Origin of the sequence: Planobispora rosea, from assembly GCF_014648175.1 — a bacterium.
Taxonomy (GTDB): domain Bacteria; phylum Actinomycetota; class Actinomycetes; order Streptosporangiales; family Streptosporangiaceae; genus Planobispora; species Planobispora rosea.
Genome location: NZ_BMQP01000023.1, coordinates 1 through 18815, shown reverse-complemented (window position 1 = coordinate 18815; position 18815 = coordinate 1). Strand labels below are relative to the sequence as shown.

Here is an 18815-nt window from a genome sequence, read left to right as displayed (position 1 = left end):
CCCGTGAGCGACCCGAGCGACCCGTGACGGACAGGGAGCGGATATGAGCACAGTTCTGTTTGCCTGCATGGACGCCGACACGCTGGGCGGCATCCAGCGGGTCACGCACACCGTGGCGCAGGGCCTGGCCGGCCGGGGGCACGAGGTGCACGTGCTGGGACTGCACCGGGCCGAGACCCCGTTCCGCTACGTGGAGCGGCCGGGATACCACCACCACGTGCTCCACCGGACGCCGATGGGGACGAGGATCTCCCGGCTGGGCGCGCGGCGCGAGCGGCGAATGGTCGCGGACCTGTGCCGCCGGCTGGAACCGGGCTTCGCGGTGCTGACCTCGCCGGGTGTGGTGACCCGCCTCAAACGGCTGCTGCCGGGGCACCTGCTCCCGATCGGCCAGTACCACGGCTCCTACCAGCACGCCCGCGGCTCCTGGCACCTCGGCTCGGTCCGCGGCCACTACGGCGGTCTGGAGAAGGCGGTGTTCGTCAGCGACGACGACGCCTGGTCGTTCTCCGAGAACGCGCTGCTGCCCAACACCTGGTCGATCCCGAACCCGCTGCCCGCCTGGCCGGCCCGGACGGCCGAGCTGGCGGCGCACCGGGTGCTCGGGGTCGGCAGGCTGGAGGGCGTCAAGCGGTTCGACCGGCTGATCTCCGCTTTCGCGCTGGCCTGCCGGGACACGGCCGGCGTGGCCGACGACTGGGAACTGCACCTGATCGGCGAGGGCGAGGAGCGGGAGCGGCTGCGGGCGCACGCGCTGGCGTGCGGGATCGCGGACCGGGTGGTGTTCCGGGGGGCGGTGCCCGCTGCGGAGATGGGCCGCGAGTACCTCGCCGGATCGGTGCTGGGGCTGTCCAGCGAGCACGAGGGGCTGCCGCTGGTGGTCGGGGAGGCCGCCTCCCACGGCGTGCCGTCCGTGGCGTTCGACGTGTCGGGCGGGGTGCGGTCGCTGGTGCTCAGCCGCAGGACCGGGGTGCTGGTGCCCCCGGCCGACGTGGACGGGTTCGCGGCGGCCCTGACCGGGCTGATGTCCTCGGAACGGGAGCGGCGGCGGCTGGGCGCCGCCGCGCGCGCCCATGTCGAGGCGTTCCGGCTGGAGCGGGTTCTGGACCGCTGGGAGGCGCTGTTCGACCACGTCCTGCGCTGACCCGTCCCGTGCGGCGGCCCGTCCCGCACGGCGGCCGCTGGCCCGACGGGACCGGCCACCGGCCCCGCGTGGTCAGGTGACCGGGACGGGCGGCTCGTGGCGCGGCCGGGTGCCGCCGGCCAGCGCGACCTGGCCCTCGGTGAGCAGGGCAGCCGGCGGGTTGGGCTCGCGGAGCCGTACCAGGCGGTCGGCGGTCACCCGCTTGAGACGGGCCAGCCTGCGCCGGGCCGCCGTGTGCTCGTAGGCGAGGATCTGCAGCCGCCCGGCGCCCGGCGCCCCGCCCGGCTCGTAGCCGTAGGCCTTCAGCCGGTCGGCGAGCACGCTCTCGCACAGCGCGATCTCCTGCCGGGTCAGCCGCTCCTTCCACGAGCCGGAGCGCGCGGTGGTCACCTCACCGCGGGTGCGCTCGTGCCAGCTCTTCCAGGACGGCACGACGCGCGCCATCCGGCTCGGCTCGCACACCGCCGGGTCGAACTCCTCGCCGAGGAAGGCGCAGAGCCCGCGCAGCTCGGTCTCGGGGTCGCGCGTCAGGTCCTCGTAGCGCAGCTCGTAGTAGCTGCCCGCGGGAAGACCGGGCGCGCCGTACCGGGCGAAGTCGATCGCCTCGGCCCAGACGGAGACCGCGTCGTAGACGCTCCCGTCGTACCAGGGCATCTCCTTCAGCGACGCCACGCAGTCGCGGCCGTCCCTGATCAGGTGCACGAACTGGGCGTCCGGGAAGAGCCGGAGCAGGGCGTCGACGCTCTGGAAGTACGCCGGCCGCTTGTCGCCCCAGCGCGGCTTGCCGAACCGGGCCGCGTAGGCCCGCAGCACGATGCCCAGCGCCGAGCCGAGCGTCGGCGGACCCTCGACGATCTCCTCGGTCACCTTGGCCGCGTCCAGCTTCAGCTCGTGGAAGCGGGACTGACGGCGGCCGACGATCCAGTCGGCCAGCTCGCGGCGGCGGGCCGGGTCGTTGAGATCGCCGAAGCGGAGCCGCCGCTGGTAGGCGGCGGTCACGAACCGGGTCTCCGGCGGGATCGCGATGCGGGGGTGGGCGTGCATCATGAGCTGCAGCATCGTCGTCCCCGAACGGGGGCAGCCCAGGATGAAGATCGGTCTGTCGGACGGCATGGTCAGACCCTCGCCAGTTCGCCCAGCTGGCGGGTGGTGAGCTGCGCGGCCACCGGACCCGGCTCGCGGAACCGGTTGATGCGGTCCCGCAGGTCCTTGCGCCGCCGGGCCGCACGTCGCTTGGCCTCGACCTTGGACACCGCCGTGACGTGCGCCTTGTCCGCCTTGGGCGCGCCGGTCAGCTCATAGCCGTTGGCGGTCAGCCGCTCGGCCAGCACGGTCTCGCAGAGGGACACCTCCCACGGCTCCAGCCGCGCCTTCCAGGAACCGGTCCGGGCGGTGGTCACGTCGCCGTGCGTGTTGAGGTGCCACACCCTGTTCTGCGGGATCGCCTGGCGGGCGACGTGGCACGGCTCGCTCATGGCCGGGTCGTACTCCTCGCCGAGGAAGCCGCAGAGGCCGCGCAGCTCGGTCTCGGGGTCGCGGGTCAGGTCCTCATAGCGCAGCTCGTAGTAGCTGTCGGCCGGGAGGTTCTTGGCGTGGCGGCGGCCGAAGTCGATCGCCTCGGCCCAGTTGTTCACCGCGTGGAAGACGTCCTTGGTGTACCAGGGCATCTCCTTCAGCGACGCCACGCAGTCGCGGCCGTCCCTGATCAGGTGGATGAACTGCGCGTCGGGGAACAGCCGCAGAAGGATGTCCACGTAGTGGTAGTAGCTGGGCCGCTTGTCACCCCAGCGGGCCTTGCCGAACTGCTCGGCGTACGACCGGAAGGCGATGCCGATCGCGGAGCCCAGGGTGGGCGGGCCGGCGACGACGTCCTCGATGAACCGGTCCCCGTCGAGCTTGAGCTCCTTGAACTTGGTGTCCTTGTCGGTCACGATCCACTGGCCCAGCCTGCGCCGGTTGACCTCCTCGCGCAGGTCGCCGAAGACGAACCGGCGGTAGTAGCCGGGCACCACGAACCGCGTCTCCGGCGGTACCCCGATGCGCGGGTGGGAGTGCAGCATCAGCTGCAGCATGGTGGTGCCGGAGCGCGGGCACCCGATGACGAAGATCGGCCGGTCGGACTTGATCACAACGAACCCCCGTGGAAACTCGGTCAGACAGGTAGTTGCTGCGGGATCGGCGAGGTGGATGCCGTCCGGGTGGACAGCCACAGCAGGTAGATCAGGAAGATCTCGTTCAGCAGGAGCAGCGCGCCCGCCCCGGTCGCCACGGGCACCAGCGCCCAGGCCCCCAGCAGCGGGGCCACCACGAACACCGCGGCGTGGAACTCGATGCCGCTCATCAGATGAGCGCGCACCCGGTGACGGGCGAGGAAGCGGCCGAGCCTGCGGTAGGTCCGGAGCACACGCTGGGCACCCGGGTGCGGCTGCGCCGCGGCCTCCCGGATCAGCGCGGCGGCCTCGTCCAGCACCGCGGCGACCTCGGCGGGACCGGGGTCGTGCGGGGAGCGGTCCTCCCCGGCCGGGCCGTACGGGGAAAGGTCCCCCACGGCCGGGCCCCGCCGGCCCCGGCTCTCCCTGACCGCTTCGCGCACCCGCTTCATCTGCGGCGCGTTCACGTAGCGGAACAGGTCCAGCACCGTCACCCCCGCGCCGAGCAGGACATAGGTGACGTCGCCGGTCGCCAGGTACTGCCCGGACGCCAGCCCGGACGCGCAGCAGACCACCCGGACCCGGTCGCCCATGTAGTCGACCCAGAGACCGAACGGCGTGCCCGTGCCCTTGAGCCGGGCGATCTTCCCGTCCGTGCAGTCGACCGTGAAGCTCAGATAGAACAGCGCGGCCCCCGCCGCGAGCTGTCCCATCGCGAACGCGATCGCCGACGCCACGCCGAGGGCCATCGACACACCGGTCAGCCCGTTGGGCGTGACGGCGGTGCGGCCGGCGACGAGCAGCGTGAGCCGGCACGCGACCGGATCGACCAGGAAAACCGTCCACCAGGAATCCCTGGGCTTCCTCACCGCGTGGACGTCGTCCATGGAGTAGGCCCTCATGTATGTCAGCATGGCCACCTCAGGGGTTCGAGCAATGACTCTCTGTAACTAACGGACGGTCTCCATGCCAGTTCTTGACCAACCCGGGCCGTACGGCTCACCTCAGACGAGCACACGCTGCGGGTCGCGCCGGGAGGCCGGGGCGGCGGGCACCGGCATCCGGGTGAACCGCCACAGCCGGTAGACCAGGTAGGTCTCGTTCAGCAGGAGCAGCGCGCCCGCCCCGGTCGCCACGGGCACCAGCGCCCAGGCCCCCAGCAGCGGGGCCGCCACGAACACCGCGGCGTGGAACTCGATGCCGCTCATCAGGTGGGTGCGGATCCGGTAGCGGGCGAGGAAGGGACCGGCCAGGCGGTACATCCCCAGCACTCCCCGGACGCCTCCGGGCCGGGGCGCGGCGGGCGTGTCGATCAGCGCGGCGGCCTCGTCCAGCACCGCGTCGATCTCCGCCCGCGTGACGGAGACCTCCTGCGGCCCCGGCGTGCCCTCCGCCGCCGCGGGACTCCGCGCCTCCCAGCTCTCCCGGACCGCGTCACGGACCCGCTTCATCTGCGGCGCGTTCACGTAGCGGAACAGGTCCAGCACCGCGACCCCCGTACCGAGCAGGACATAGGTGAGATCACCGGTCGCCAGGTACTGCCCGAACGCCAGCCCGGACGCGCAGCAGACCACCCGGACCCGGTCGCCCACGTAGTCGACCCAGAGACCGAACACCGTCCCGGTGCCCTTGAGCCGGGCGATCTTCCCGTCCATGCAGTCGACCATGAAGCTCAGATAGAACAGCGCGGCTCCTGCCACGAGCTGTCCCGCCCCGAACCAGAGCGCCGACGCCAGCCCGAGGGCGAGCGAGAGGCGGGAGAGGCCGTTGGGTGTGACGGCGGTGTGGTTGGCGACGAGCAGCGTGAGCCGGCACGCGACCGGATCGACCAGGAAAACCGTCCACCAGGAGTCTTTGCGCTTGCACGTGGCACGGATGTCGTCCAGGGAATAGGCGCTCATAGCTGCCAGCATGGCGACGCCGGGGGTCGCCGCAATGACGCTCTGTAACTCTCGGAGGGTCTCCATGCCACTTCTTGACCCTCCCCAGGCAGTGCCGCTCCCGGCCGGGGGATCTCATGACCCCTCCGCCCGTTGGGCGTTGCCTCCGGCACGGCGCGGAGTCCTTCCGCATAGCCGTCCCCATAGGAAAAACCGCCCCGGCGTGGGGACACGCCGGGGCGGTTGCGGGGGTGCGGGGTCAGGTGAAGACGCGGTCCACGACCCTCGCCGCGGCGCCGCCGTCGTCGAGCGGGCGGTGCCTGGCCACGAAGGCGGCGTAGCGCTCGGCGTACTCCGCGGCGATCCCGCCCGGTGACCGGAGCGCGGCGACGACCTCCTCCGTGCTCCTCAGCAGCGGCCCCGGCAGCTCGTCGAGACCGACGTAGAGCCCTCCCGCCGTGGCCTGGAAACGCTCCAGGTCGTAGGCGTACAGGAGGATGGGGCGGCCGGTCACCGCGAAGTCGGCCATGGCCGAGGAGTAGTCGGTGACCAGGACGTCGGCGACCAGATACAGCTCCTGGACGTCCGGGTAGGCCGACACGTCGATGACGAACTCCCCGTCGGCCCGGAACGTCCCACCGACGACGTCGGGGTGCCTGCGGACCAGCAGCACGTGGCCGGGGCCGAGCGCGGCGCGCATCCGGTCCACGTCCAGCCGGAAGTCGAACCGGGGACGCCCCCTGCCGTCGAGCCTGTCCTCACGCCGGGTCGGGACGTACAGGATCACCTTCTTCCCCGGCCTCCCGTCCGGCCCTCTCCCCGGCGGCAGGCCGAGCCGCCGCCTGACCCGCTCGGCCGTCTCCTCCCGGTCGGGGCGCGACAACACGTCGTTGCGCGGGCAGCCGGTCTCCAGCACCGTCCCGTCGAACCGGAATGCCTTCCTCAGCACCTCCGTGCCCCACGGGCCGGGTGAGACCAGGTAGTCCCACTGCGCGACCCTCCGGGCCAGCCGCTCGCCGTACTCGGCGGCCTCGAACGGCGGCCGCTCCACGTCGAACCCCACGCGCCGCACCGCGGACCCGTGCCAGGTCTGCAGGACCGTCTGCCCGTCCCTGCGCTCGAACCACACCGGCAGGTGCGTGTTGGTGACGACGTACCGGCAGCGGGCGAGCGCCTGGTAGTACTCCGTGCCGTTCAACCGGACCGGGGTGACGTCCCCGGGCGGTTCCACCTGGCCGTCGCGGACGATCCAGAGGAAGTCCAGGGCGGATCCCCTGCGCCGCAGCTCCTCGTAGATCGCCTTCGGGTTGTCGGAGAACCGCCTGCCGTCGTAGCTGTCGAACAGCACGGCCTGCCGGAGCGGCTCCCGCCGCCAGGCGGGATAGCGCTCCGTCCGCAGCACGCGCTGGTTCTGGGCGCCGCGCTCCTCCTCGGTCAGATCGCCCTCCACCGTGAGCACGACGTTCCCGGTCTCGTCCGCCTCCAGCGCGAAGGCCCCGAAGGCCCCGGAGATCCCGCCGGGTACGGCGCCGCCGGCCGCCTCCAGGGGAAGGTCACGGCCCGGGGTCCGCAGCGCCAGCCGGTAGGTCCCCGGAGGCAGCGGGAGCGTCCCGGCCAGGGATCGGACCGCGCCGGGGGTGACGGCCGCCTCGAAACGGCCGCCGTCGCAGCGGACCGGGAACAACCGCTCGTCGTGGTGGTCGGTGCGGGAGGCGACGAGATGGGACGGCGCCCCTCCGAAACCGGAGCATCCGCCCGTGATCCCGCCGGTGAGCAGCAGCCGCGCGCCCGCGGACCACTCGGCCCGTTCCAGGGCGGCCGCCGGGGGCTGCACCCGCAGCACGGACTCGCCCCTCGGCGAGGCGGTGACGACGATCTCCCGGTCACCCGCCACGTGCCGGGTCGCGGGAAGGCCGTCGGCGATCGGCGACGAGGTCTCCCCGTCGACGACCCGGAGCCGCCACTCCACCCTCGTGTCCAGAGTCCGCGCCTCCGGTCCGGCGGGGCCGAGCCGCGGCACCCGTCCGGGCAGCACGTCCCGCAGGTCGATCTCGGCCTGGAAGACGCCGTCCCCTGCGGGTCCGCCGTGGCGGAGCGGATGGCTCAGGACCGATCCGCCCGGCTCGCGGACCAGGTGGAGGACGGGATCGGTCATGCCGGTCAGGGCGCGCCCGGTCAGCCGGAGCCGGTCGCCGTCCACCGTCCGGCCGGTGAGCCGGAACCGCTCCGGCTCGATCCGGAGGGTGAAGTCCCCCTCCCCCTTCTCCAGGACCAGTTTCATGCCCGGCCGTACCTCGCGGACCGTCTCGGCGCCGCCCGCGCGCAGGCGCTCACGCCGCACCATGCCCCGGTGGAGCACCATCAGTTCGACGTGCCAGGTGGCGGTCCGCCCGTCGGCGAGCTTGGCCGGGTCGATGACGAGACGGAAGCCGCCCCAGTCGCGCCGCCTCCGGCTGGCGCGGGAGGAGCCGATCGATCCCACGTGCACGGCCGTGACCGGGAGGCGGACCTGCCGCCCGGTGCCCGACTGCACCAGCGAGGCGAACACCTGCTGGTGCACCCGCTGGGTCGGGCGCAGGTAGCGGAGCGTCGCCCGTCCCTCCACCACCAGGCGGCCGTCCTCCCAGTACACCTCGTCCACCTGCTGCCGCAGGGTGAGGTCGCCGCGCAGGCGCGTCACCTCCGCGGGCAGCTCGCGCACCGGCGTGTCGAGGTGGTAGCGGGCTCCCCGGCGTACGGCCTGCGGCTCCGTGGTCCGCTCCCAGGCGAGGTGGTCGAGCGCCTCGGCGAGCCGGCCGTGCCGGAGCAGGTGCCACAGCACCCGGCGGGGGGCGGAGAGGGAGGCGAGGACACCCGGCTCGACCCCGTCGAGATACTCCGCCGCCAGCTCCGCGAACCGCCGCCGGAAGGCGTCGTCGCCGTGCTGGAGCGCCGGGAAGAAGACGGGGAGGTCGTGTTCCAGGACGGTACGGTCCCAGTCGGGGACGTGCCGGGCCAAGCCCTCCGCCAGCAGGAAGGAGCGCACCGACCGTACGGCGGTGAGGCGGTCCTCGACCCCGTCGACCCGCGCGCGGTCCTGGGTGATCGAGAGCTGCTCGCCCTCCCGTTCCCGCCACAGGTAGACGGAGGTGGACAGCACGTCCACCGACTTCGCCCGGTAGTGCCCCGGAAGGGCGACCGCGATGTCCTCGTACAGCACGCCCTCGGGGAAGCTCATCGCGTGCTCGTCCCAGAACGAGCGCCGCCAGAGCTTGTTGGTGACCAGCCGGTCCCGGAGCAGGACCTCGTGTTCGGTGATGTGGGTCCGCCGGACCGGGCGGGCGCAGACCTCCCGGTGCATCGGCGACTGCCGCACCCCCCGCCCGCCGAACCGGTGCACGTTCCCGGCCACCAGGTCGGAACCGGTCTGCAGGAGGCTGTCCGCCATGGTCTCCAGCGCGTGCAGGGGCAGCATGTCGTCACTGTCGAGGAAGGCGACGAACTCTCCGCCGGCCCGCCGCAGCCCGGCGTTGCGCGCCGCGCCGAGACCGCGGTTGGGCTGGCGCAGGAGCAGGAACCGGGGATCGTCCGCCGCGTACCTCTGGGCGATCTCGGCGCTCGCGTCGGGCGAGCCGTCGTCGACCATGACGACCTCGACGTCGCGCCAGGTCTGGGCCGCGAGGGACTCCAGGCACGCCGTCAGGTACGGCTCGACGTTGTAGATGGGCACGATGACGCTGATCAGCGGCATGGTCACCGCCCGGACCGCTGCCGGCGGCCCGCGGCCGCCCGGGGCTGTTCGGCCGCCCCGATGGCGCGGGCCGCTCCGGGGACGCGGGCCGCTCCGGGAACGCGGGCCACCCCGGGAACGCGGGCCACCCCGACCAGCCGCAGTCCCTTGCCGACGGCCCGGCGCAGCCGCCGCACGGGTATCCCGTCGAGCTGCCCCATCCGCCGGCCGAGCGCCCGCTGTTTCCACATGCGCGCGCGCCGCTCCCACTTCTCGGCCCGCCTGCGCCACTGCTCCGTCTGGACCGCCGGCCCGATCCCGGCCGCGGCGCCCGCGGTTCCGGCGGGCAGGATCCCCCACCTGCGGCCGTCCTCCCAGACCACACCGGAGATCCGGTGGACGATCTCGTCCAGGCTCTCGTCCGGCTCGGCGAGCGACCGCGCGCGGGACAGGACCGCGGTCCGCTCCAGCCGGGCCACCACCAGTTCCTTGCGCTCGTCCAGGACCAGGGAGACCAGCCCGAGCACCTGCTCGTCGATGAATGCGACCAGCCAGCCCAGCGTCTCCGGCTCGGGCGCCCATCCGGCCGGGCACTCGAACCGGAACGGCGACGGGAAGGCCGTCTCGGCGGCCTCCTCGACGAAGCGGACACGGCTCTCCCCCCGGAACGTCTCCCGGATCAGGCGCAGGTCCAGCAGCGGGTCGTCCAGCGGGGAGCGGCGCTCGTCGGTGAGCCGGCCCCAGGGGCCGACGAGCGTCACCGACAGATCGGACATCCAGCTCGCCAGCAGGGCGTTGACCGTGGCCCGCACATCCTCCAGCGTGTGCCCGTCCGCCGTGATCACCGCCTCCACCCGGGGCACGAGGTACTGGCGGCCGGGGCCTTTCGGCGACCGGTACTGGCGGTGGGGGATCCGCTCGGCCATGAACGGCCTGGTGTAGCGCTGGACCTCGTCCTGACGGCGCATCACCGTGGAGCTGCCGAGATGGCGGCAGTGCGACTCCCGGTCGGCGACGAAGACCGCGCCCGCCTGCGCCAGCCGGTACCCGATCTCGGTGTCCGACCCCCGCGACAGCGCGGTGTCCATGCCGCCCGCACGCAGGTACAGCTCCCGGGGCAGGGACGCCGTCGCGCCGACGTTGAGCCGGAAGACGTCCGGGCCGGCCCGGCGGAGGTCCTCGGTGCCGTCCCAGACCGCCTCGGTCCACTGGGGCGTGCCCTCGCCGTCGAAGAGCGTGTCCACGGCCCCCGCGACGACGGCGTCGTACACCGCCGAGGCGCTCAGGCACTCCGGGTCCCACTCGTTGAACCTCAGGTGGCCCAGGAGCACGAGATAGTCCGCCAGGTGGTGCCAGCGCATCTGCGCCTCCACGTGCTCCCTGACCAGCACCAGGTCCGAGTCGATCCGGTGCACGACCTCGCCCTCGGCGGCCGTCACCCCGGTGTGGAAGGCGTTGGCGATGCCCCAGCCGCCGGGCCGGGGCCGTACGATCCGGGTGTTCTCCGGGACCAGGTCGGGCAGGCGGAGCGAGGCGTCCTCGCTGTCGTCGACGACGACGACCTCCATCAGGTGGCCGGGATAGCTCTGCCCGGCCAGGCTCGCGAGAGTGAGCGGGAGGGTCTCCTCGCAGCGGTAGGCGGGGATCACGACGCTCACGGTGCGACGGGGAGTCCAGCGGCCCAGGGCAGGGGGGGCCAGGCAGCCGAAGTCGTTCCTGCGGATCAGCGGCCTGGGGATCCCGGCCCCGTCCGGGTTCGCGGTACGCATGTGCATCACTGCCGTCCTTTGCTCGCAATGGCCTCGCCGTCGGCGGCGCCGGGCACTCCGTGCGGAGGGTGCCCCTCCATTTCCATCAGCGCGTTCGGGCGGAATCCCCGCCACTGCCGCCGGTACTTCGTCAGGAAGGTGTTGAGCGGCTCCTGCCAGGTGTGCCCCGTCACGTGCCGCCGGCCGACGAGGTAGTTGAAGCCGTGGGTGCGGTAGATCCTGCCGCCGCCCGCGGTGACCGCCTCCAGCAGCTGGCCGTCCACCGTCCGGGAGATGGGACGGAACCCTCCCACGCCGTCGAAGGCCGCCCGGGAGATCAGGATGGAGCTGCCGGCGACGTGACCGGTGTAGAGCTCGGAGTCGATGCAGCGGCGGACGGTGATTCCGAGGGGTTCCAGGTAGTAGAACTCTCCGGCGGCCCCCACCAGGTCGGCGCCCGAGTACCGCTGGGCGAGCACCAGGTCCGACAGGTGGTCGGGGCCGTACCAGTCGTCGTCGTCCATCTTGGCGAGGTGCGTCCCGGAGGCGCGGCGGGCCGCCCGGTTGAGCACCTCGCCGAACACGCGGCCGGCGTCCTCCTCCAGCACGGTGATCGCGCCCCGGTACGCGGCCGTCGCCGCGGACACCTCGGGCAGGTCAGCGGAGCAGCCGTGCAGGGTGAGGATGACCTCCGTCTCCACCCCGCGCTGCCGGGCCACCTGGCCGAGCGCGGACGCCACCAGCTCGGGCCGCCGCGTGCACAGGAGCACGGAGACCGACGGCGGGTCCGGCGGCCGGATCCCCCTCTCCTGCGCGATCTGCCGCCACCGGGCCGACGTGCCGTGCGCGGTGAGCGCCGCACGCCGCAGCCGGATGCTGTACTGCTCGCGGGCCAGGGCGTCGGACAGGTCCTCCGGGTCGAAGCCGTCCAGCAGCGCCGCCAGCTCCGCGCCGAGCGCCCCGCTCCAGCGGGTGTCCGGCCTGGCCAGGACGGGCACCCCCGCGGCGGCCAGGCCGCAGACGATCCGCGCGACGCCGACCGGGGTGATCCAGTCCCGGCCGAGGTCCACGGCCACGCCCGCGAGCTCCCGCAGTCTGGCGACGTCCACCTCGGTGAGCGCCCCGGTGAGCGGGATCCGCGTGACGACCTCGCCCTGCCGGACGATCTCGTGCACCCCCCGGTCGTCGCGGAGCCCGCCGACGGATCCGTCATCCGTGGGCAGGAACCCGATGGGGCAGACCGAGAACTCGTCGATCGGCGGGATGTCGCTGACGGAGAACGGGATGTCGCCGGACAGGCCCGGGGGGACGGACGCGGTGACGGGCCCCATGACGGAACCGGTGACGGGCTCGGCCCGGTCGATCCGGCTCGCGTCGCCCACCGGCCAGGACGGCGCCCCGGCCCCCACCGTCCGCAGCGCGACGTCGCACCCCGGCGCGTCCCGCCGCGACGGGACCGGACCGGACGCGGGCGCGAGCACGACGTTGGGATCCCCCGGCCGCCACTGGCAGGACCCGACTCCCGCCAGGGAGACCACCGGCGCGTTCAGCGCGCCTCTGGGCAGGCCGGTCAGGCCCCGGGAGAGCGCCTTCAGCACCTCTCCCGCCGGGATCCGCGAGACGAAACTCGCGTCGGCCCGCCACGATCCGTCGGCGTGGCGGCGGATCCGGAGATCGAGCAGTTTGTTCCAGTGCTGCGTGAAACCGGCGGCCGGCACGGGCGGCGGCCGCCAGGCGGGCGACTCCCCGATGATCACGGCGATCTCCCGCGCTCTGGGCAGGAGTCCCGCCAGGGGGACCGCTCGCCTCAGGTCCGCGGGTGTCCGCGCCAGCAGCAGGACGCGCCTGACCCCCGTGCCCGCGGGAGGCCGGTCCGTGGGCGCTCTGTCCAGGTCCGTCCAGCCGCCGGCGGCACCGCCGGACAACCGCGTGAGGAGGTCCGGATATCCCTCGAAGCCGATGTGGAACCCCACAGCGCCGGGCGCGGCCTTGAGCAAGGCTCTCATTGAAAATCCCCTCATGAATACGCTCCATCGCTTGCGCCGTGCGCTCCGGGCCGCCGTGGCGCGCGGCGCAGGGAGCGGGACGCCACCCCGGCCGCCGCACCCGCTAGTTCGAACCCCGCGAGCTCCGCGAGCTCCGCGAGCTCAGTGGGTCCTGCGGGTCCCGGGGGGCGGCGTGAGCCCGCCGGGGCTGATGCGGGCGTACCAGTTGCTCCGGGTCAGCCGGTACTCCGGCCAGAAGGCGAAGTAGGAGGCGTTCCTGTCCGCGTCCCCCCGGTAGAGAAGGATGACGGTCGCCCCCTCCGCGAGCTTCTCCTCGACACCGTCCCGGGGGACGGCGGGCAGGGGCCGGTCGTTCCACTCCGGCAGCGCCTCACAACCCAGGTAATAGGAGACCTGTGTCGTGTTCCAGCCGTACACCAGGCAGGGGCGCCCGTACCCGATCTCCTTGATCCTCTCCGCCGCCAGTCTCATGCCGGCGCGGCCTGCGGTCTGCGGGCCGACGTTCGCCGTCAGATAACCGCTCTGCAGGTGCAGGTAGCCGCCCAGGACGAGAGAGCAGCACGCCACCGCGTAGACCGCCCGGGTCCGGCGCCGGAGCGTGCCGATCAGGAACCGGAGGCCTTCGCCCGCGGCGATCGCCCAGAGCCCGTAGGCGGGCAGCATGTAGCGCGGCGCGATCTGGCCCGGGTAGTAGAGGTAGGCGGCGGCGATGCAGGCGCCGACGACGACGGGGATGACGACGACGCTCCCGTGTCCGCGCCGCAGGCCCGACAGCAGGCCCGCCCCCACGAGCAGCGCGAGGCCCGCCAGCCACACCAGCCCTCCGGGGGTGACCGGCCCGCACCCGTCCAGGGTCGTGCAGACCGTGGGTCCGTCCAGCACTCTCACGTGGTGCTCGACGAGCCACTGGGGGTCGCCGAACATCCGGGTCGCCTCCTTGAGGCGGAGCGGGATGTTGCCGTAGCGCAGCAGCGACTCCAGGACCCACATGCCGTAGCCGACCACGGCGCCGGCGCCCACCGCGGTGAGCGTGAGGAACGCGGGACGGCGGTGCCTGCGGGACAGCAGCAGGACGGCGGTCCCCCCCGCCGCGCCGCAGGTGATCACCAGCGCGTCGGACGGGCGGAACAGCGGCAGAACCGCGGTGGCGACGGCGACCATGACCAGCGTGGCGCGTCCGGGGGAGGCTCCGGAGGCCGCACCGCGCAGGATCAGCCCGGTGAGGGCCACGGCGCCGAGCGCGGTGTACAGGTTGGGCATGACCGCGTTGCCGTAGAACACGGTCGCCCAGGAACCGGCGAAGATCGCCGCCGCGGCCGGGACCGCGTAGCCGAGCCGTACGGAGAGCCAGACGCGGAACGCCGCGAACAGCAGCGACGAGGAGACCAGCGTCAGATACAGCCGCAGGGCCTCGATCGAGTCGGTGAACATGACCATGGGGGCGACGAGGATCGGTGTCCCCCATCCCCGGGAGCTGTGATAGCCCATGTCCCAGCCCCGGAAAGGCTGGAGTCCCCCGGGACCGTTGGCGGAGAACTGGTTGGCGTACACCGCCTCGTCGTTCCCGAAACCGATCCCCGGTGTCACCAGGAGGATCTGGGCGAGCGCGTAACAGACGGCGACGGCGGCCAGGAGGATCTCCGGTCCGGAGGAGCGGAGGGTCCAGCGGCCCTTCCGCCCGGGAGCCCGCCCTCCCCCGGGCGCTCCCGGGGGCTCTCCCCCCGGCCGGGCGCCCGGCGCAGACCTTGCCTGATCCACTCCTTGCATGGTTCGGGGACCTCTCTGCTCAGGGACGGGGGCGGGGCTCGCGGCTGGCGCGCCACCAGTCCTGGTGGTCCCGGTACCACTGCACGACCTCGGCCAGTCCGTCGCCGAAGTCCACCCGGGGTTCGTAGCCGATCGCGCGGATCTTGCTGCTGTCCACGGAGTAGCGCAGGTCGTGTCCCAGCCTGTCGGGGACGCGCACGACCATGTCCCAGCCCGCGCCGAAGGCGGCCAGCAGCCGCTCGGTGAGCTCCAGGTTGGTGAGCTCGACGCCTCCGCCGATGTTGTAGACCTCCCCCGGCGAGCCCTTCTCCAGGACGAGCTGGATGCCCCGGCAGTGGTCGTCGACGTGCAGCCACTCGCGGACGTTCCGGCCGACGCCGTAGAGGGGGACGCGGCGCCCGTCGATCAGGTTCGTGACGAAGAGCGGGATGATCTTCTCGGGGTACTGGTACGGGCCGTAGTTGTTGGAGCAGCGGGTGATGCGGACGTCGAGGCCGTGGGTCCTGGCGTACGCGCGGCAGAACAGGTCGCCGGAGGCCTTGGCCGCCGAGTAGGGCGAGTTCGGCAGCAGGGGCTGGGACTCGTCCCAGGATCCCCGCGCGATGGAGCCGTACACCTCGTCGGTGGAGACCTGGACGAACGTGCCGACCCCGCCCTCCAGCGCCGCCTGCAGCAGCCGCTGGGTGCCCAGGACGTTGGTCGTCACGAAGTCGCCCGCGTCGGCGATGGACCGGTCGACGTGGGACTCGGCCGCGAAGTTCACGATCACGTCGTGGCCGGGGACGACGTCGGCGAGCAGGCTCTCGTCGGCGATGTCCCCCTGGACGAAGCGGTACCCGGGGTGCTCGGCCACGGGGGCGAGGTTGGCGAGGTTGCCGGCGTAGGTGAGTTTGTCGAGAACCGTGACCCGGGCGTCCTCGAAGCCCGGGTAGGCGCCCCGCAGCAGCGACCGCGTGTAGTGGGAGCCGATGAACCCGGCCCCGCCGGTGACGAGGATTCTCATGCGCGCACCTGGATCCTGCTGTGGTCGCCCACCATGAGGCCGTAGGTGTTGGGGGTCCCGTCCGCCCGGCTCACCTCGACGTTGCGGCCGATCAGGGAGTGGGCCAGGCGGGAGACGCCGTGGATGGAGGAGTCGTCGAGCACGATCGAGTACTCGACCTCGGTGTCCTGCACCACGCAGCGCGGTCCGATCGACGTGAACGGCCCCACGTACGACGACTGGATCTTCGCGTCGGCCCCCACCACGATCGGGCCGCGGAGGACCGAGTTCTCCACGACGGCCCCGGGCTCGATGACGACCCGGCCGGTGATCTCGCTCAGTCCGTCGACCGTGCCCCGGTTGTCCGGTTCGACCGTCTCCAGGATCATGCGGTTGCACTCCAGCAGGTCCTGCAGCCGGCCGGTGTCCTTCCAGTAGCCGGTCACCATGTGCGAGTGGACGGAGTAGTCGTTCTCGATCAGCCACTGGATCGCGTCGGTGATCTCCAGCTCGCCGCGGGCGGACGGGGTGATCGCCTGGACCGCCTCGTGGATGGCGGGGGAGAAGGAGTAGACCCCGACGATGGCCATGTCACTGCGCGGGAAGGCCGGCTTCTCCTGCAGGCCGACGATCTCTCCGGCGGGTCCCAGTTCGGCGACGCCGTAGAACTGGGGCTCGGCGACCCTGGTCAGCAGGACCTGGGCGTCGTGCCCGCCGTGCCGGAAGGCGTCCACGAGACCGGCGATCCCGCCGATCAGGAAGTTGTCGCCGAGATACATCACGAACGGTTCGTCCCCGAGGAACTCCCGCGCGATGAGGACGCAGTGCGCCAGGCCCAGGGGGGCCTCCTGGGGGATGTAGGTGACCTCGAGCCCGAACTGCGAGCCGTCTCCCACGGCCTCCCGGACCTCGGCACCGGTGTCGCCGATGATGATCCCGACACTGGTGATGCCCGCGTCGCGGATCGCCTCAAGCCCGTAGAAGAGCACCGGTTTATTGGCGACGGGGACCAGCTGTTTGGCGGACGTGTGTGTCAGTGGCCGCAGTCTCGTGCCTCTGCCACCCGCCAGGACGAGTGCTTTCACCCTTTTCGACTCCCTATGATCCGGGATGCAGCCGGCCACGGTGACCGCTGTTCCCAGATTCTGTGAGGGAGGTGATTCAGCGATCTCCCACTTTGCCTCCCGACACCTCCCCCGTTACCAACGCTTTACGCTCCCATGGTCACGGAAAGTCCATGAGCGGTTGATCAGATAGGCCAGGACGGTGCTCATCGGAATCACCAGCGACTGCGCCGCCAGAACCGACACCCCCATGATTTCCACCAGAATCGGGAGCCCGATGACAGAGACCGCCAGGAAGCTCGAACTGACCAGGTAGAAGCGGAGGAAACCGGACGTCCACGAGCCCTCGGAGACACGGAAGACCACCAGCCGGTACCAGGGATAGACGATCACCAAGGCGAGGAGATGGCTGATCGCGACCAGGACAATATAGGGGACCGAGCTTTCAAAGATCGGTAATGCGAGAGCAAGGAAGCTTAAATAAAGCATCATCGTCATAACCCCTCCCACCAAGTATGTGGTGCGATGTCCGCGAAGAACCGACGGAAGAGTGCGGCGCCGGGGGACCGGTCGGGTCCTGGGAATGCTCCGCGTGTCCACTCCGGTCATTCGATGACACCTCCAATGGCGTTAAATGACGATGGCTTTATAAATGGCCACCGGCACGGTCCGAGGGATCGTACAACGCTCACGAAGATTAACGATCGGTATTCGGAGAAAGAGATGTCAGTTTCGGTCGTCATCCCGTGCTATCGCTCGGAGAAAACCCTCCCCGTGCTGGCTCAAAGGATCGTTTCGGTACTCCAGGGCATGTCCGTCCGGCACGAGGTGATCCTCGTCGTCGACGGAAGCCCGGACGGCACCTGGGGCGTCGCGAAGTCCCTCGCCCGCCGGCTGGACGCCGTACGGGCGGTGCGCCTGTCCCGCAACTACGGTCAGCACAACGCGCTGATCGCGGGCATCAGGGAGGCGAAGTTCGATGTCATCGTCACGATGGACGACGACCTGCAGCACCCGCCGGAGCAGATCCCGCTGCTGCTCGCCGCCCTCGAAGGCGACCGTCTGGACCTCGTCTACGGCGTGCCGCACCGGGAGGAGCACGGCTTCCTGCGCAGCTTCGCGTCCCGGTCGGTGAAGGCCGGGATGTCGTGCACGCTGGGCGTCCGCCACGCGCAGCGGATCAGTTCCTTCCGCGCCTTCCGGACCTGCCTGCGCGACGGGTTCGAGGACCTGTCCGGCCCGCACGCCTCCGTCGACGTGGCCCTGTCCTGGGGCACCTCCCAGGTGGACTCGGTCACGGTGCACATGAACGACCGCGAGGTCGGAAAGTCCAACTACACCCTGCGCCTGCTGATGAGGCACGCGGTGAACATGCTCCTCGGTTACAGTACGGCCCCCCTCCGGCTGGCGAGCTACGTCGGATTCCTGACCGGCATCATCGGGCTGCTCCTGGGCGGAATGGTCATCTGGCGCTTCGCCAGGGGGGACACCACCGTCGCCGGGTTCACCACGATCACCTCGATGATCGCGCTCTTCTCCTCCGCCCAGCTGATGTCCATCGGCGTCCTCGGCGAGTACATCGGCCGCATCCACGGGAGCGGCATGGGCCGGCCCACCTACGTCGTGCGTGAGCGGGCCGGCCTGTCAGCCACCGTGGACGTCCCCAGCCAGCCGAGCATCCACTGAGATCCCCGAACCCGGACCGCCCGCTCCGAGCCGGTGCTCGGAGCCGAGGTCCGGGACCCGGTAGACGGCGTAGCGCCCGGAACGGAAGCGCAGCTCCGCGACATCGCCCATGTCGTCCCCCGGTTCCATCCTGCTCTCGTCGACGAAGAGCCAGCGCACCCCGTAGCGCTCGTGCAGGCGCCCGACGGTGGACGGCGAGGGATCCTCGAAGGCCCTGCGGTTGTCCAGGAAACGCTCCCGATCCCAGAAGCCTCCCAGATGGGTCTTCCCCGGACGCCACCTCCCCAGGTTCGTCGCCGTATAGGCCCATCCTTCGAGCAGCACCCGCCGCTCGCTGAACGCGGCCACCCAGAAACGGTGGCTCTCGCACGGGACGGGCTGCTCCCAGCGGCAGTTGGCGTTCGTCGCCACCAGCTCGTCCGGCTCGGAGTGGGACCGCAACCACCGCAGGGTCCGCAGAGCACCACGCGACACGATCCGCGCCCGTGGCGACAGGCCCTCCCGATGAAGCTCACCCTGTACGGCGTACTGCGCGACGGCGTCCACCCGCTCGTGGAAGGTGGCCGGCAGGCACAGCGCCGACAGCGCCACCGTCATCACCGCCCAGGCCCGGCGCGCGCCCGCCGCTCTCCCGAGCACGACCGCCACCACCGCGATGCCGGCCACCAACACCGCATAC

At 71.8% G+C, this 18815-nt stretch carries 14 protein-coding genes; 2 read left to right on the top strand and 12 right to left on the bottom strand.

Going from position 1 to position 18815, the window contains the following annotated elements:
- Positions 1–43 precede the first annotated feature (43 nt).
- Positions 44–1144 (top strand): glycosyltransferase, encoded by a 1101-nt coding sequence (locus tag IEZ08_RS22405; RefSeq protein WP_068921272.1) that lies wholly within the window; start codon positions 44–46, stop codon positions 1142–1144.
- 72 nt (positions 1145–1216) lie between these two features.
- Here the strand turns inward: IEZ08_RS22405 and IEZ08_RS22400 are convergent, their stop codons facing one another.
- From IEZ08_RS22400 to IEZ08_RS22350, 11 genes are all read right to left on the bottom strand, one after another.
- Complete coding sequence (locus IEZ08_RS22400) at positions 1217–2257, bottom strand: sulfotransferase family protein (protein ID WP_068921271.1); 1041 nt, start codon at positions 2255–2257, stop codon at positions 1217–1219.
- A gap of 2 nt (positions 2258–2259) precedes the next feature.
- Positions 2260–3354 (bottom strand): sulfotransferase family protein, encoded by a 1095-nt coding sequence (locus tag IEZ08_RS22395; RefSeq protein WP_308426624.1) that lies wholly within the window; start codon positions 3352–3354, stop codon positions 2260–2262.
- Complete coding sequence (locus tag IEZ08_RS22390; protein WP_068921270.1) at positions 3297–4208, bottom strand: CDP-alcohol phosphatidyltransferase family protein; 912 nt, start codon at positions 4206–4208, stop codon at positions 3297–3299. The genes IEZ08_RS22395 and IEZ08_RS22390 overlap by 58 nt, the downstream gene beginning before the upstream one ends.
- Before the next feature lie 90 nt (positions 4209–4298).
- Positions 4299–5195, bottom strand: coding sequence for a CDP-alcohol phosphatidyltransferase family protein (locus IEZ08_RS22385; RefSeq protein WP_229803402.1), 897 nt, complete (start codon positions 5193–5195; stop codon positions 4299–4301).
- A gap of 238 nt (positions 5196–5433) precedes the next feature.
- Entirely contained in the window at positions 5434–8904 is a 3471-nt protein-coding gene (locus IEZ08_RS22380) for a bifunctional glycosyltransferase/CDP-glycerol:glycerophosphate glycerophosphotransferase (protein ID WP_229803423.1), read from the bottom strand.
- Between the two features lie 2 nt (positions 8905–8906).
- Positions 8907–10658 (bottom strand): glycosyltransferase, encoded by a 1752-nt coding sequence (locus tag IEZ08_RS22375; RefSeq protein WP_189242828.1) that lies wholly within the window; start codon positions 10656–10658, stop codon positions 8907–8909.
- The gene (locus IEZ08_RS22370; protein ID WP_189242827.1) at positions 10658–12637 is read right to left on the bottom strand and encodes a glycosyltransferase family 2 protein; all 1980 of its coding nucleotides are present in this window, start codon (positions 12635–12637) and stop codon (positions 10658–10660) included. Before IEZ08_RS22370 ends, IEZ08_RS22375 begins: the two co-directional genes overlap by 1 nt.
- 141 nt (positions 12638–12778) lie before the next feature.
- A complete protein-coding gene (locus IEZ08_RS22365) occupies positions 12779–14395 on the bottom strand; it encodes a hypothetical protein (protein ID WP_189242826.1) in 1617 nt (538 codons plus the stop codon).
- A 28-nt stretch (positions 14396–14423) separates the two neighbouring features.
- On the bottom strand, positions 14424–15407 hold the full coding sequence (gene rfbB / locus IEZ08_RS22360) for a dTDP-glucose 4,6-dehydratase (protein ID WP_068921265.1): 984 nt from the start codon (positions 15405–15407) through the stop codon (positions 14424–14426).
- Positions 15404–16471, bottom strand: coding sequence for a glucose-1-phosphate thymidylyltransferase (locus IEZ08_RS22355; protein WP_068921264.1), 1068 nt, complete (start codon positions 16469–16471; stop codon positions 15404–15406). Before IEZ08_RS22355 ends, rfbB begins: the two co-directional genes overlap by 4 nt.
- A 114-nt stretch (positions 16472–16585) precedes the next feature.
- On the bottom strand, positions 16586–17059 hold the full coding sequence (locus tag IEZ08_RS22350; protein ID WP_268249356.1) for a GtrA family protein: 474 nt from the start codon (positions 17057–17059) through the stop codon (positions 16586–16588).
- 114 nt (positions 17060–17173) lie between these two features.
- Between IEZ08_RS22350 and IEZ08_RS22345 the strand changes: the two genes are divergently transcribed.
- Entirely contained in the window at positions 17174–18136 is a 963-nt protein-coding gene (locus IEZ08_RS22345; protein ID WP_068921262.1) for a glycosyltransferase family 2 protein, read from the top strand.
- Here IEZ08_RS22345 and IEZ08_RS22340 read toward each other — a convergent pair.
- On the bottom strand, positions 18095–18815 hold a 721-nt coding region (locus IEZ08_RS22340), incomplete at its 5' end, for a hypothetical protein (RefSeq protein ID WP_268249355.1). The genes IEZ08_RS22345 and IEZ08_RS22340 overlap by 42 nt on opposite strands.

Bases quoted from the DNA above. Each gene is read 5' to 3' on its own strand.
- IEZ08_RS22380 (WP_229803423.1), bottom strand. From the start codon at position 8,904: ATGCCGCTGATCAGCGTCATCGTGCCCATCTACAACGTCGAGCCGTAC.
- IEZ08_RS22405 (WP_068921272.1), top strand. From the start codon at position 44: ATGAGCACAGTTCTGTTTGCCTGCATGGACGCCGACACGCTGGGCGGC.
- IEZ08_RS22350 (WP_268249356.1), bottom strand. From the start codon at position 17,059: ATGACCGGAGTGGACACGCGGAGCATTCCCAGGACCCGACCGGTCCCC.
- IEZ08_RS22400 (WP_068921271.1), bottom strand. From the start codon at position 2,257: ATGCCGTCCGACAGACCGATCTTCATCCTGGGCTGCCCCCGTTCGGGG.
- IEZ08_RS22370 (WP_189242827.1), bottom strand. From the start codon at position 12,637: ATGAGAGCCTTGCTCAAGGCCGCGCCCGGCGCTGTGGGGTTCCACATC.
- IEZ08_RS22390 (WP_068921270.1), bottom strand. From the start codon at position 4,208: ATGCTGACATACATGAGGGCCTACTCCATGGACGACGTCCACGCGGTG.
- IEZ08_RS22385 (WP_229803402.1), bottom strand. From the start codon at position 5,195: ATGAGCGCCTATTCCCTGGACGACATCCGTGCCACGTGCAAGCGCAAA.
- IEZ08_RS22375 (WP_189242828.1), bottom strand. From the start codon at position 10,658: ATGCACATGCGTACCGCGAACCCGGACGGGGCCGGGATCCCCAGGCCG.
- IEZ08_RS22345 (WP_068921262.1), top strand. From the start codon at position 17,174: ATGTCAGTTTCGGTCGTCATCCCGTGCTATCGCTCGGAGAAAACCCTC.
- rfbB (WP_068921265.1), bottom strand. From the start codon at position 15,407: ATGAGAATCCTCGTCACCGGCGGGGCCGGGTTCATCGGCTCCCACTAC.